The 13761-nt window shown below is 55.6% G+C and carries 15 protein-coding genes; 6 read left to right on the plus strand and 9 right to left on the minus strand.

Going from position 1 to position 13761, the window contains the following annotated elements:
* Nucleotides 1-109 precede the first annotated feature (109 nt).
* Entirely contained in the window at nt 110-1021 is a 912-nt protein-coding gene (gene punR, locus ACMYSP_RS23565; protein ID WP_434584475.1) for a DNA-binding transcriptional activator PunR, read from the plus strand.
* Nucleotides 1022-1039: 18 nt separating this feature from the next.
* On the opposite strand, the gene purR is transcribed toward punR, so the two are convergent.
* Entirely contained in the window at nt 1040-2065 is a 1026-nt protein-coding gene (gene purR / locus ACMYSP_RS23570; protein ID WP_434584476.1) for an HTH-type transcriptional repressor PurR, read from the minus strand.
* 295 nt (nt 2066-2360) lie between these two features.
* Between purR and ACMYSP_RS23575 the strand changes: the two genes are divergently transcribed.
* Together ACMYSP_RS23575 and ACMYSP_RS23580 are read left to right on the plus strand one after the other, a co-directional pair.
* Complete coding sequence (locus ACMYSP_RS23575) at nt 2361-2450, plus strand: YnhF family membrane protein (protein ID WP_004862736.1); 90 nt, start codon at nt 2361-2363, stop codon at nt 2448-2450.
* Nucleotides 2451-2612: 162 nt separating this feature from the next.
* Nucleotides 2613-3776: an MFS transporter gene (locus ACMYSP_RS23580; RefSeq protein WP_434584477.1), complete on the plus strand. Its 1164-nt coding sequence runs from the start codon at nt 2613-2615 to the stop codon at nt 3774-3776.
* Between the two features lie 43 nt (nt 3777-3819).
* On the opposite strand, the gene sodB is transcribed toward ACMYSP_RS23580, so the two are convergent.
* Nucleotides 3820-4401, minus strand: a complete 582-nt coding sequence (gene sodB / locus ACMYSP_RS23585; protein WP_434584478.1) for a superoxide dismutase [Fe] — start codon at nt 4399-4401, stop codon at nt 3820-3822.
* A gap of 303 nt (nt 4402-4704) precedes the next feature.
* Complete coding sequence (locus ACMYSP_RS23590; RefSeq protein ID WP_434584479.1) at nt 4705-5586, minus strand: C40 family peptidase; 882 nt, start codon at nt 5584-5586, stop codon at nt 4705-4707.
* A 334-nt stretch (nt 5587-5920) separates the two neighbouring features.
* Here ACMYSP_RS23590 and ACMYSP_RS23595 point away from each other — a divergent pair, with 334 nt between their 5' ends.
* On the plus strand, nt 5921-6268 hold the full coding sequence (locus ACMYSP_RS23595; protein ID WP_123754599.1) for a Grx4 family monothiol glutaredoxin: 348 nt from the start codon (nt 5921-5923) through the stop codon (nt 6266-6268).
* A 51-nt stretch (nt 6269-6319) separates the two neighbouring features.
* Here the strand turns inward: ACMYSP_RS23595 and rnt are convergent, their stop codons facing one another.
* The 4 genes from rnt to ACMYSP_RS23615 form a co-directional block, all read right to left on the minus strand.
* Nucleotides 6320-6967 (minus strand): ribonuclease T, encoded by a 648-nt coding sequence (gene rnt / locus ACMYSP_RS23600; protein ID WP_032687390.1) that lies wholly within the window; start codon nt 6965-6967, stop codon nt 6320-6322.
* A gap of 106 nt (nt 6968-7073) precedes the next feature.
* Nucleotides 7074-7481: a lactoylglutathione lyase gene (gene gloA / locus ACMYSP_RS23605; protein WP_434584480.1), complete on the minus strand. Its 408-nt coding sequence runs from the start codon at nt 7479-7481 to the stop codon at nt 7074-7076.
* A 226-nt stretch (nt 7482-7707) separates the two neighbouring features.
* Entirely contained in the window at nt 7708-8805 is a 1098-nt protein-coding gene (locus ACMYSP_RS23610; RefSeq protein ID WP_434584481.1) for an alkene reductase, read from the minus strand.
* Between the two features lie 53 nt (nt 8806-8858).
* On the minus strand, nt 8859-9458 hold the full coding sequence (locus ACMYSP_RS23615; protein WP_434584483.1) for a TetR/AcrR family transcriptional regulator: 600 nt from the start codon (nt 9456-9458) through the stop codon (nt 8859-8861).
* 139 nt (nt 9459-9597) lie between these two features.
* Between ACMYSP_RS23615 and ACMYSP_RS23620 the strand changes: the two genes are divergently transcribed.
* Together ACMYSP_RS23620 and ACMYSP_RS23625 are read left to right on the plus strand one after the other, a co-directional pair.
* Nucleotides 9598-9840 (plus strand): DUF1289 domain-containing protein, encoded by a 243-nt coding sequence (locus tag ACMYSP_RS23620; RefSeq protein WP_174509365.1) that lies wholly within the window; start codon nt 9598-9600, stop codon nt 9838-9840.
* Nucleotides 9841-9888: 48 nt separating this feature from the next.
* The gene (locus ACMYSP_RS23625; RefSeq protein ID WP_434584484.1) at nt 9889-10785 is read left to right on the plus strand and encodes an aldo/keto reductase; all 897 of its coding nucleotides are present in this window, start codon (nt 9889-9891) and stop codon (nt 10783-10785) included.
* Nucleotides 10786-10815: 30 nt separating this feature from the next.
* Here the strand turns inward: ACMYSP_RS23625 and ACMYSP_RS23630 are convergent, their stop codons facing one another.
* Entirely contained in the window at nt 10816-12858 is a 2043-nt protein-coding gene (locus ACMYSP_RS23630; protein WP_434587279.1) for an FUSC family protein, read from the minus strand.
* On the minus strand, nt 12858-13754 hold the full coding sequence (locus tag ACMYSP_RS23635; RefSeq protein ID WP_434584485.1) for an efflux RND transporter periplasmic adaptor subunit: 897 nt from the start codon (nt 13752-13754) through the stop codon (nt 12858-12860). Before ACMYSP_RS23635 ends, ACMYSP_RS23630 begins: the two co-directional genes overlap by 1 nt.
* Nucleotides 13755-13761: the final 7 nt, after the last annotated feature.

Below are 13761 nucleotides of genomic sequence, written 5' to 3' on the forward strand. Positions count from 1 at the left end.
CATTCTCTTCTGCTGATGCCGGTATGATGCCGCAGAGTGTAGGGAGTGCATTCTGGCTTGTGAAACGCTAATATTTGCTACATGCATTCAAAAATTTTGTAGGCAGAATATGTGGTCTGAATACTCACTGGAAGTTGTTGATGCTGTCGCCCGCAACGGCAGCTTTAGCGCAGCAGCGCAGGAGCTTCATCGCGTCCCTTCCGCTATCAGCTACACCGTTCGTCAGCTGGAAGAGTGGCTGGCAGTTCCGTTGTTTGAACGCCGTCATCGGGATGTCGAATTAACCCCGGCTGGGGTCTGGTTTTTACAGGAGGGGCGCTCTGTTATCAAAAAAATGCAGATCACCCGTCAGCAGTGCCAGCAGATAGCCAATGGCTGGCGCGGTCAGCTGTCGATTGCCGTCGATGACATCGTGAAACCGGCGCGGATGCGTCAGATGATTGTCGATTTTTATCGTCACTTTTCCGATGTTGAACTGATTGTCTTTCAGGAAGTGTTCAACGGCGTGTGGGATGCGTTGGCGGATGGCCGCGTGGAGCTGGCGATTGGGGCCACGCGTTCGATTCCAGTAGGGGGGCGCTACGCTTTTCGCGATATGGGCATGCTGAACTGGCACTGCGTGGTAGCCAGCCATCATCCACTGGCGCAGATGGCCAGCCCGTTGAGTGATGATGAGTTGCGCAACTGGCCCTCTTTGGTCAGAGAGGATACCTCCCGGTCATTACCAAAACGCACGACCTGGCTGCTGGATAACCAAAAGCGCGTGGTGGTGCCCGACTGGGAATCCTCGGCCACCTGCCTGTCCGCCGGGCTTTGCGTAGGGATGGTACCGACGCACTTTGCCCGTCCGTGGATCGACCGTGGAGAATGGACCGCCCTTGAGCTGGAAAATCCGTTTCCGGATGCGGCGTGCTGCCTGACCTGGCAACAGAGCGATGCATCGCCTGCGTTGCTGTGGATGCTGGATTATCTCGGTGATAGTGAAACGTTAAACCGGGAATGGTTGCGGGCGCCGGAATAACCGGCGCCGGGCAGGGGACTAGCGGCGGTAATCGACAAACGGCCCGTCAACGACGGAACGACGCTCCACCAGACGCGGGTGAACCTCGATAGACTGGGACTCTTCACGCTTGTTGACAATGCGATCCATCAGCATATTAAACGCGGCTTCGCCGAGGGAGTCCTTCGGCTGATGAATAGTGGTCAGCGCCGGGCTGAAGTAGCGGGCGTTGCGCACGTTATCATAGCCGATCAGCGAAATATCCTGCGGCACGCGCAGCCCCATTTCATCTGCCGCGCAAATAGCGCCCATCGCCATGATATCGCCGCCGCAGAAGACTGCCGTCGGACGGTGTGGCTGGTTCAGGATATGCTGCATCGCGCGATAGCCGGACTCTGGTTCGAAGTCACCCTGTTCAATCCAGTTCTCCGGTACAGAAATCTGGGCCTCTTCCATGGCTTTCATAAAGCCCGCCAGTCGTCCGGCACCGGTGTTTCGTTCGAGCGGACCAGGGATCACGCCAATTTCGCGATGGCCGCGTTCCACCAGATAACGACCGGCCATATAGCCGCCTTCAAAGGCGTTATCGATGACTGAATCAGTAAAGTCGGCCTTGGACTCACCCCAGTCCATTACCACCATCGGAATATGGCGGTACTCTTCGAGCATGCTCAGCACCGATTCCGGATACTCGGAGCACATGACCAGCAGGCCGTCGACGCGCTTTTGCGCCATCATAGACAGGTAGGCCTGCTGTTTTTCAAGATCGTTCCACGCATTACCCAGAATCAGGGTATAGCCTTTCTGGAAGCAGCTTTTTTCAACAGCTTCGATAATTTCAGCAAAATAGGCCGCTTCGCTGCTGGTCGCCAGCAGACCAATCGATTTGGTGTGATTAACCTTCAGGCTTCGCGCGACAGCACTGGGTGAGTAGTGCAGTTCTTTGATCGCTGCCCAGACTGCATTGCGGGTCTCTTCCGCGACGAAACGGGTTTTGTTAATAACATGTGATACTGTTGTAGTGGAAACGTTTGCGCGCTTCGCTACATCTTTAATAGTTGCCATTACTTCTCACTCCAGACCTTGACCTGAACGTCTGATAATCGGTACGTAAACGTTTGCCTAAACACACCCTGAATACAATGTTCAACATTGCATCACGTCGGGAAAACGACACAGAACGACAGGAAGGGGTCAATGGCCGATACGCTTTCAAATTAGCGTGGGATTTTGTCCGATCTTGCGGCAAAGGGGAAGAGCAAAAATGTGTATCACCCTAAATCCTGGAAGATTTTTATGCGATATTGTGCAAAAATGAGCAAGCTCACTTTTCGTGTGGGAAAAACAGGGGGAAAAATTGATGGATACAGATTTAAAATTTTCGCTGACAACAACGATTATTGTTCTAGGTCTAATCGTTGCCGCCGGGCTGACCGCAGTTCTGCACTAATTTTCCCGGGGGAGAGGCCACTTTCCCCCCGTTCCCGCCATTATTATCATTTTCGCAAAAATCTTTTGCCATTTCGTTTACTTTTGTTTTTCTGTGATTGATGTCATGCTTTTGACTTCTGATGAGATACCGTCGCTGATGACGGTCTGGTGGAGTCATGCAATGAAAATCAACTTTCCCCTGCTCGCGCTGGCGATAGGCGCATTTGGTATTGGTACGACGGAGTTTTCCCCGATGGGATTACTGCCGGTCATTGCCAAAGGCGTCGACGTGTCTATTCCGGCTGCGGGAATGCTGATCAGCGCCTATGCGATCGGTGTGATGGTTGGTGCGCCGCTGATGACGCTGCTGCTGTCTCATCGCGCGCGAAGAAACGCGCTGATTTTCCTGATGGCTATCTTTACCCTCGGTAACGTCCTCTCTTCCATGGCGCCGGATTACACCACGCTGCTGATTTCACGCATTATTACCAGCCTTAACCATGGTGCTTTCTTTGGCCTCGGTTCGGTGGTAGCCGCCAGCGTCGTTCCGAAAGACAAGCAGGCCAGCGCGGTGGCCACCATGTTTATGGGGCTGACGATCGCCAATATCGGCGGCGTGCCGGCGGCAACCTGGCTTGGCGAGACTATCGGCTGGCGGATGTCGTTCCTTGCCACCGCCGGACTGGGCGTGGTGGCGATGGTCAGCCTGTGGTTCTCTCTGCCTAAAGGCAGCGCCGGCGAGCGTCCGAATGTTAAACAGGAGCTGTCGGTACTGGTGCGTCCGCAGGTGCTTTCTGCCCTGCTGACCACGGTGCTTGGCGCGGGGGCAATGTTTACCCTCTATACCTACATTTCTCCGGTGCTGCATACCATAACCCATGCGTCGCCGCTGTTTGTCACCGCGATGCTGGTGCTGATTGGCGTGGGCTTTTCGCTGGGCAACTATCTGGGAGGCAAATTTGCCGACCGCTCGGTCTCTGGGACGCTGAAGGGCTTTCTGCTGTTGTTGATGGTGATTATGCTGGCGATTCCGTTACTGGCGCAGACGCAACTGGGGGCCGCTATCAGTATGGTGGTGTGGGGAGCTGCGACCTTTGCCGTGGTACCGCCGTTACAGATGCGGGTGATGCGCGTGGCACATGAGGCGCCGGGCCTCTCTTCGTCGGTCAACATCGGGGCGTTTAATCTGGGTAATGCGCTGGGGGCGGCCGCCGGCGGGGCGGTGATTTCAGGTGGCCTGGGTTACGCGTTTGTTCCGGTGATGGGGGCGATCATCGCCGGTCTGGCTCTGCTATTGGTAGTGGTGGGTAGCCGTTCGCAGCCGGAAGAGGTGCTCGTCGGGTAGTGATGCTATTTGCAGAAGGGTTTACCCCTTCTGCGATATCGTTTTATGCCGCCAGATTTTCAGCAACAAACTTCCAGTTTACCAACGCCCAGAAGTGCGCCAGATATTCAGGGCGGGCGTTACGGTAGTCGATGTAATAAGCATGTTCCCAGACATCCACCGTCAACAGCGGGGTGGCGTCGCCGGTCAGCGGCGTGCCAGCGTTGCTGGTGGAGACAATGCTCAGGCTGCCATCGGCATTCTTAACCAGCCAGGTCCAACCGGCGCCAAAGTTTTTCGCAGCGGCATCGGTAAACTTCGCTTTGAAATCAGCAAAGCTGCCGAAAGCGTTGTTGATGGCTGCTGCCAGAGCACCTTCCGGCTCACCGCCAGCATTTGGTGCAAGGCAGTTCCAGTAGAAGGTGTGGTTCCAGACCTGAGCGGCGTTGTTGAAGATGCCGCCTTCGGAAGTGCGGACGATCTCTTCTAACGATTTGCCCTCAAACCCGGTGCCTTTAATCAGATTATTAAGGTTAGTGACATAGGCCTGGTGATGTTTGCCGTAGTGGTATTCCAGGGTTTCAGCGGAAATGTGCGGCGCCAGGGCGTCTTTTGCATATGGTAATGCAGGTAATTCAAACGACATTGTTACTCTCCTTATAACTTCTTGATTTATTCTCACATTTAAAGGATGTATGACCATCCGGATACAGCATGTACTGTGGATTGCCGTCGCGAAAACCACAGGTTTTTATTGTGATCAGGATGCTAACACTTGCCGGAGAGAGTTAAAAGCCTTGCATTAATAAAGGGTATATTTAACAAACACGATCAAGGAAACCTCGGCCTGTCGCGGGGAAAGGGCGGTCACATAAACATGGCGGGCGAGGGAGGAATGTGATGCTCATTGCGCACCACCGGCAACCTGCCGCAGACGCGGCAGGGGGGGTTAGCGAATGGTTTTCGGGGTCATGACCCGGCGAGCGCCGACGTAGTGGCGGATCCAGTAATCCTCACTTAATGAGGTTATCTGAATATCGCGGCCGGTACGCGGTGACTGGATAAACTTGCCGTTGCCGACATAGACGCCAACGTGGTCGGCGGTGCCGCGCCCACGGGTGCGGAAGAAGACCAGATCGCCGCTTTGCAGTTCACCGCGGTCAACCGGACGGGCGTCGCGCAGGTGGTACATTTCATTGGCGGTACGTGGAATGCGAATTTTCACCAGATCTTTATAGGCGTAGTAAACCAGACCGCTGCAATCGAAACCGGTACGCGGTGAGGTTCCACCCCAGCGATACGGTTTGCCAATCTGATCCATCAGCTTCGACATGGCGGTACTTTGCGCTTTCTGCACCCGGGCCTTATGGGCGTCCGCCAGCGTCAGCGGCTGCGCTTCAGTCACCGGTTTACAGCGTTTTTTGTAGCCTTTACGCACCACACATTTAGTCTGCAGGCTGGCCATGACCGGTGCCGGCTCTGCGCTCGACGTCACCGATTTGGCGCATTGTTTTTTATACCCCTTACGCAGGACGCATTTTTTGCTGCTACCGGCGGCCTGGCGGGTTAATGCCGTTTGGCTGGCGCTGGTGGTACGGGTAGGGTGTCTGCTGCGGGACGTGGTGGCGGTTTGCTTGCTGGTGGTTTTCGTGGTGGACCTGGATTTTTGACTGCTGGCTTTTTTCTTACGTTCGGTCGTGCCTTTGTCCGGATGCGCTTTTGGCGTAGCGGAGCTGTGCGTATGCCCTGAAGCATGCGCCAGTGGTGTAAATGAGATCGATGTAAACAGTAATGCACAGAGCGAAATCGCGATTTTGTTTAGCCGCGCCACTGAGCAATCCCCTGATTAATGACAGATATATACATACCTGACGGTGAATGACAAAACTCAACGATTCTAAAGCATAAAAACCGGGATAGTTAATACTCTTTTGTATCTAAAGTGTCGTTTGATTAACAATTGCAAAAAATTATCTCAGACATTAACCACCTTGTACGGGAAATGTACAGCACTACTGCATTTGCGGTGCCAAAGTGATATTTATAAAGCAACTTCTGGCCACAGAAGATAAACTGTCGCGAGTGAAAAAAATGTTATTATCTGTCCTGCGTCCAGGACGCTACAATGAAAATTACTGCCGTATAGAAGTTAAGGAAGCATGACAATGACCACGACTGTAGAAAAAATCCAACGTCAAATCGCTGAAAACCCGATCCTGCTGTACATGAAAGGGTCCCCGAAACTGCCAAGCTGCGGTTTTTCCGCCCAGGCAGTGCAGGCACTCTCTGCATGTGGCGAACGTTTTGCTTACGTTGATATCCTGCAGAACCCGGATATTCGCGCGGAAATGCCGAAATACGCGAACTGGCCGACCTTCCCGCAGCTGTGGGTGGATGGCGAGCTGGTTGGTGGTTGCGACATCGTGATTGAAATGTATCAGCGCGGCGAACTGCAGCAGCTGATCAAAGAAACGGCGGCTAAGTACAACAGCGAAGCGCCGAAAGCAGAATAACCCTGCAAACAGTAAAAAGCGACTTCCGTGGAAGTCGCTTTTTTTTGTCTTTTATTCTTGCCCGGCGAGCGGCAGCGGCCAGCCGCCAAGCCGTTTCCAGCGATTGACGATTTCACAAAACAGCTGAGCGGTTTGCTCGGTATCGTACAGCGCCGAGTGCGCTTTGCTGCCATCAAACGCCATCCCGGCGGCCAGGCATGCTTTGGAGAGCACCGTCTGACCCAGCGCCAGGCCGCTCAGCGCTGCGGTGTCAAAGGTCACAAACGGGTGAAACGGATTACGCTTAAGTCCGGCACGTTCGGCGGCAGCCATCGTAAAGGTGAGATCGAAAGTGGCGTTGTGCGCCACCATGATGGCACGATTACAATCGTTATCCTTAATCCCTTTGCGTACCATTTTGAAAATGGCGTGCAGGGCGTCGTATTCGCTTACCGCGCCGCGCTCAGGATCGTTCGGATTGATGCCGTTAAAGGCCAGCGCTTCAGGCTGAAGATTGGCGCCTTCGAAAGGTTCAACATGAAAATGCAACGTTTCGTCCGGCATCAACCAGCCTTGCTCATCCATTTTTAAGGTAATGGCGGCGATCTCAAGCAGGGCATCGGTTTTCGCATTAAATCCGGCGGTTTCTACATCAATAACCACGGGGTAGAAACCACGAAAACGGTCGCACAGACCATTAAGTTGAACGTTCTCGGACATCAGATTCTCTTCACTGGAAAAAAGTAGCGCGCATTATGGCAAATTTTGCCGTGCCTTGCAGCAGGAAGGGGGAGAAAACAGCGGGCGCCGATGCGCCCGAAGCCGGTTAGTGACCGAGACCTTTGCCAGCGTCTTTCTCTTCAATCAGTTCGATTTTGTAACCATCAGGATCTTCAACAAAGGCGATGACCGTCGTGCCGCCTTTGACCGGGCCGGCTTCGCGAGTGACGTTGCCGCCGTTCTGGCGAATCAGCTCACAGGCCTGGGCTGCGTTCTCTACGCTCAGCGCAATATGGCCGTAGGCGTTACCGAGGTCATACTTGTCGACGCCCCAGTTGTAGGTCAATTCGATGACGGCGGTATCGGTTTCTTCACCGTAACCAACGAAGGCCAGCGAATATTTATACTCGGTGTTTTCGCTGGTGCGCAGCAGCTTCATGCCCAGCACGTTGGTGTAAAACTCGATAGAACGCTGCAGATCGCCAACGCGCAGCATGGTGTGAAGTAAGCGCATGATTTTATACTCCTTTATTACAGCCTCCAGACAGAAGCCGTATATACGATGGTCAGAATAGTGCCAGAACACGGCCAGGGTGTTGCTAGCACTGAGGCACTATAACGCAAAAAAGCCGCCATTTCAGGCGGCCCTGACAATCTCATCCCGTTCGGCTCCCCAATGCGCACGCTGAGCGGGCAAAAGGGAGCATGGCGGCGGGAAACCGCCGCGTTAGCCCGGGAGATTACAGTGTCGGATAATCGGTATAACCTTCTGCGCCACCGCCGTAGAAGCTTTCCGGGCGCTGCGGGTTCAGCGGCGCTTTATGCTGCAAACGAGCCACCAGGTCCGGGTTGGCGATATAGTCGCGGCCAAAGGCCACCGCGTCGATTAACCCTTTGCCGATCAGATCGTTGGCTTTTTCCACGGTATAGGCGCCGGCACCGATAATTGCGCCTGGGAAACGAGCGCGAACTTTCTGACGGAACGCATCACTGTACGGCTGGCCACCGGCCCAGTCCGGTTCGGACATATGCAGGTAGGCGATGCCACGTTTGGCAAGTTCTTCAATCAGATACAGTGCATCTTCTTCTTCATTCGGGCCGTTATCGACATTCTGGAAACTGCCAATGGGTGAAACGCGGATACCAATACGATCGGCGCTCCACTCTTTGCTGACCGCATCAACCACTTCCAGCACCAGGCGCGCACGGTTTTCGACGCTGCCGCCATACTGGTCTGTACGGTGGTTGGAGGACGGGGAGAGGAACTGGTGCAGCAGGTAACCATGTGCCGAGTGCAGTTCAACAAGGTCAAAACCAGCATCACGGGCGTTACCTACCGCCTGGCGGAAATCGTCAACGATACCGGGGATTTCGGCGGTCTCAAGCGCACGTGGCATTGAGGTATCGACGCGGATCGCATGGCCGTTTTCATCACGCAGAGAAGTACGGGTGCCCGCGCTGATAGCAGAGGGCGCGACCGGCGCTTCGCCGCCCGGCTGTAGGGAATTGTGGGAGATGCGGCCGGTGTGCCACAGCTGAACGGCGATATGCCCCTCTTCAGCGTGAACGCCGGCGGTAATTTTCTGCCATGCGGCAATCTGTTCCGGGCTGTGCAGACCCGGGGCGCCGGCATAGCCTTTCGCCTGAGCTGAAATCTGCGTGGCTTCGGTGATAATCAGGCCGGAGCTGGCGCGTTGACGGTAGTACTCTGCCATCAGCGGGGTCGGGATATCGCCCGGCTCGATGCTGCGCAGACGCGTCAATGGAGCCATAAATACGCGGTTAGGTACGGTTACCGCACCGACTTTCAAGGGAGAAAACAGTTTTGATTCGGACATAATGACTCCTGAGTAGACCGGTCGTCTAGAAATTCGTTAAATAAAAACGCCTGTTAAACGTCAGGCGCAGCAATAATGTGTTTCGCATGGGCAAGGGCGCTTTCCAGCGGCATCGCACTATGGGTTATCTTGGCCTGCAAATTAGCGCCCAGCCACAGGGAATACAGCACCTGAGAGAGGGTGAATGCGTCGCCGCTAAACTGCAGGCTGCCTTCCTGGCGCCCGTGCTCCAGCGCGTCACCCAGCAGATGAATAATCTGGCTGGCGCCTTTGTTCATTTCCGCACGCATCGATTCAGACAGATCACACACTTCAGCGGAAAGCTTCACCGTCAGGCAGCCGCTGATAATGCCCTGCTGGCAAAACTGCGTCAGCGTATGCTGATAGTACGCCAGCAGACGATCGCGATAGTTGCCTTCGCCGTGGGAAAAGTGATCCACCAGTCGCTGAAGATAGCCGGCATAGTGATATTCCAGCAGCGCGACGCCGTAAGCTTCCTTGGAACGAAAATAGTGGTAGAAAGAGCCTTTCGGCACTTCCGCTATTTTTAATAGTTCACTCAGCCCCATTCCGGTGAAACCGCGGTGCATGCACAGCTGTTCACCGGTGGCAAGGATGTGTTCGCGGGTATCGCATTCGCTATGTTTGTTCATGGGGCTCACTGTAATAGACCGATTGGTCTAATGCAAGAAAAAAGTAAAGTGCCACACGGCGCAGAGCCTGGAGAACAAAAGTTGCGTAGTCCGGTTGAAACGTCTTCAATAAACGGTACAGATAAGCGACGAGGGCAGTGTGGTGGCAGAGCAGCTGGAGTTTTTCCCGGTACAAAGTCCGTGCCGGGGAATTTGTCAGTCAGATGAACGCGGTTTTTGCCGGGGCTGCTTTCGCAGTCGCGAGGAGCGCTTTCAATGGCAAACCATGAGTGATGTGCAAAAACAGGATGTCCTGCGCCTGTGTCGCCAGCGTTTACTGCGCAAATTACGTGCGAATAAACCCCAGGCCGCGGAAGAACCGCAGCAACCCTCACTGTTTTAATGACAAAATTGCGTATACTCAACCCACTTATTTGTTGAGGATGTCGTTATGGTTCAGCGTATTGCTATGGCTCCACAGGGGCCGGAATTCTCGCGTTTTGTTATGGGCTACTGGCGGTTGATGGACTGGAACATGTCCCCCAGCGCGCTGGTAAGTTTTATCGAGCAGCACCTGGATCTGGGCATTACGACCATCGACCATGCGGATATTTACGGTGATTATCAGTGTGAAGCGGCGTTTGGTGAAGCCCTCAAGCTGGCGCCGCACCTGCGTAGCCGGATGGAGATTGTCAGCAAGTGCGGGATTGCCACCAAAGCCCGCGCCGAAAACACCATCGGCCACTATATTACCGACCGCGACCATATCGTCTTAAGCGCGGAACAGTCTCTGCGTAATCTGGCAACCGACCATCTGGATCTGCTGCTGATTCACCGCCCGGACCCGTTGATGAACGCGGATGACGTGGCGGAAGCCTTCCTCGCGCTGCATCACAGCGGTAAAGTCCGTCACTTCGGCGTGTCCAACTTTACGCCGGCACAGTTTACGCTGCTGCAATCGCGTCTGCCGTTTACTCTGGCGACTAACCAGGTGGAAATCTCTCCGGTACACCAGCCGCTGTTGCTGGATGGCACGCTGGATCAGCTCCAGCAACTGCGCATTCGGCCGATGGCCTGGTCATGCCTTGGCGGCGGCAGCCTGTTCAATGACGAGCGCTTCCAGCCGCTGCGTGATGAGCTGGCGCAGGTGGCTCATGAGCTGAATGCCGAGAGCATTGAGCAGGTGGTGTATGCGTGGATCCTGCGTCTGCCGTCCCAGCCGCTGCCGATTATCGGCTCCGGTAAAATAGAGCGCGTGCGCTCGGCGGTGGTGGCAGAGAAGCTGAACATGTCACGCCAGCAGTGGTTCCGCATTCGTAAAGCGGCGTTAGGTTACGACGTACCATAAGAAATCCCGCCTCCGCAGTGGCGGAGGCGTTTACTCAGGTTTTTTCTCCGCAATCGCGCTTTCCGTTATCGTCCCGATGGCGGGTGCCTGCTCAAGCTGAGACAGCGCGCAATACAACCGCCAAATCACCGCTGCCAGCTCTTTCGCCGCCGGTTGATGGTGATGGTTCAGGGTGTCGCAAATATGCTGCAGCTCACGCAGCGTAGAGGCCAGCGGGCGTTGCTGAACGCCACGTTCGCTCATGACATCGCGCAGCAGACTAATACACAAATCACGAACCTGCGACAGCGGATCCGAGCGGGTTTCCCATTCGCGCAGCTGCCAGACCACGTGTGAACAGTTAAGCAGCACCACCCCCCAGCGCAGCAGCCAGCGGCGGGCCAGGGCATCCTGACTGTGGCTTAACTGGCTGATGTGGTGATACACCAGCGATTCAAACTCATGCTCGCTGTGCTGCGGGTGACGGCTAAGCTGATCGACAAAGTGACGGCGTAACGTTTTAATATGGCGCCGGCTCTTACGTGCATCGGAACCCGGGCTAATTACCGCAAACGCCAGCCAGGCAAAGCCGACGCCAATAATTTTGCCAAGGTTGTCGTTGAGGAAGGCGGCGAAGTCATACACCGGTGGGTTGGTCACCGAAATAAACGACCCCATAAAAACAATCAGCTGCCCCCACAGACCAGCCAGTTTGGGCATCTGCAGCTTGAGCAACTGCATGGTGGTCAGCAGCGGGAACAGAAATAACAAAAACTGCCATAGATCGGTTATCTGTACCATCAGGCCGAACTTCACCGCAAAGCTGAACACCGACAGCAAAACCAGCGTACGCATCAATAACGTTAATGATTTGAACGGCGACGGCGAGACGGAGTAGAGCACGCAGCAGATTGCCGCCAGAGTTAGCGCGGCAGCGCAGGCCTGCCACTGAGTACTGATACCCCAGGCACCGACCGCGACCAGGGCGCAAAAGGTCCTGATGCCGTTCCACAACGCTTCAGCCTGATCGGTATGGCGCGCTAAGGCCGGAGCGGAAGGGACGTTAAACTCGGCGATCGCCGAGGCATTTTCCACCCGGCGGATCCAGCGGCTGCTGTCGAGATACAATCGGCAAAAGTAGCGCAGGCGTTTCCAGACGGCGAGGTGGCGGTAGTCGGCTCCGGCGGAGGGTGCCAGCGGGGCAATAATCCGCGCGATGCTGTAAAAATCGGCCCGCGGACTGGCAAGCGCGACGAGCAGCGTTTCCAGCACCTGGCGGGTCTCTGCCGGCGCTGCCGGCCAGTTGATCAGCATCCGGCGCAGGCTGGAGATGACGCTGGTCAGGCGCAGTTGCTGGTGGAGTAAATAATTGAGCAGCGGGTTCTGCCGACGAAAACGGTAGTGGCTCCAGAAGGCCTGAATGCGCAGCAGGTTCATGGTCAGAATTTGCCCGATCACGCTTTCATGGGCGCTACGAATAGCATCGGTGGTTTCCGGCACCCACAGCAGACTGGCGTGTTCAAGCAGGCGCGCATGCATGTTTTTCAACGCCGTCAGCAGCGTGGTGCCGTCGGAGGTGCTGGGCATGATCATCATCATCAGACCGCCGCAGAGGATCCCGACAATCACCTCGCACACCCGCGATTGCGCGATGGTCCACAGCTCATTGGCATCGGTAATGTTAATTACCGGGAAGGCGATTATGGCGCAGGTATAGCCAGCGAGCTGGAAGGCATAGGCTACGTTGTTGGTATACATCGCGCAGGCCCAGGTACAGAAGGCGATCCACGCCGAGATACTGAACAGGAACAGCCACGGATCGTTGAGGGTATGCCCGGCGAGCAACAGCGCGGCGCAGGCCCCGAGCAGGCTGCCGGCGATACGGCCAAAGCTTTTGCTGATCACACCGCCGACGGTCGGGAAGCTGACGACGGCGGCGGAGGTCATCGCCCAGTAGGGCTCATCAAGGTTCAGCCAGTAGGCGATGCTCAGCGCCAGACACATAGCGATGCCGTTGCGCAGCGCGTAGCGCCACTGCGGACGGCTGGCCTTAACCCACGGCAGAGCACGCCACGACAGGGCCTGCAGTTTCATCATGGTGTGCCAATCGAGACGGTGCAGGTGGTACCGGAAACCAGCGTGGTTTCTGGCGGCAGGGCATCAAACTCGATGCGTACCGGCACGCGTTGCGCCAGGCGCACCCACGGGATATTGGGTTTGATGTTCGCCACCAGGCTGTTTCCCCCCTCGACGCTCTGGTCGACGATGGCGCGACCGATACTGGCTACGTGACCCTGTAATGTTTGTTTGCTGCTGTAGAGAACGATCTGCGCGCTATCGCCGGCGCGGATATGACGCAGCTTGGTTTCTTCAAAGTAACCGATGACATAAAACGAATGGCTGTCGACCAGGGCGAAAACCGGATGACCGACGGCGGCATAGTCACCGACCCGGGTGCTGAGATTGGTGACCCAGCCGTCTACCGGGGATTTCACCTCGGTTTGACCGAGCTGCCAGCGGGCGTGTTCCAGGCTGGCCTGCGCCACCCCGACAACCGCTCTGGCAGCCTCAAGACCGGTGCTGGCGGTGTTCAGCGCGGTATTAACGTTCTCCAGGTCTTCAGCGGAAATCGCGTCCTTCGTCAGGTGACGGCGGCGCTGGGCATCGTTCGCCGCTTTGCTCTGTTCCGCTTTGGCTTTCGCCATCTCCGCCTGAGCCTTAGCGAGCTGCGCCTGGGCGTTCAGGAGGGCGATGCGGTAAGGGGTATCATCGATGCGAAACAGCACGTCACCTGCTTTCACGAGCTGATTATCGCGTACGTTAAGCTGGAGGATGCTTCCGGAAACCTGGGGCGTAATGCTGACCTGCTCAGCGCGCACTTTGCCATCCCGGGTCCAGGGCGATTGAGTGTAGTAGTTCCACACCAGCCAGGCAGCAATGAGGGCGAGGGCGGCAACAATTAAGGTCGAAAGATATTTTAGTTTTTTCATGTCGTGA

Origin of the sequence: Klebsiella sp. R390, from assembly GCF_051131745.1 — a bacterium.
Classification (GTDB): Bacteria; Pseudomonadota; Gammaproteobacteria; order Enterobacterales; family Enterobacteriaceae; genus Klebsiella.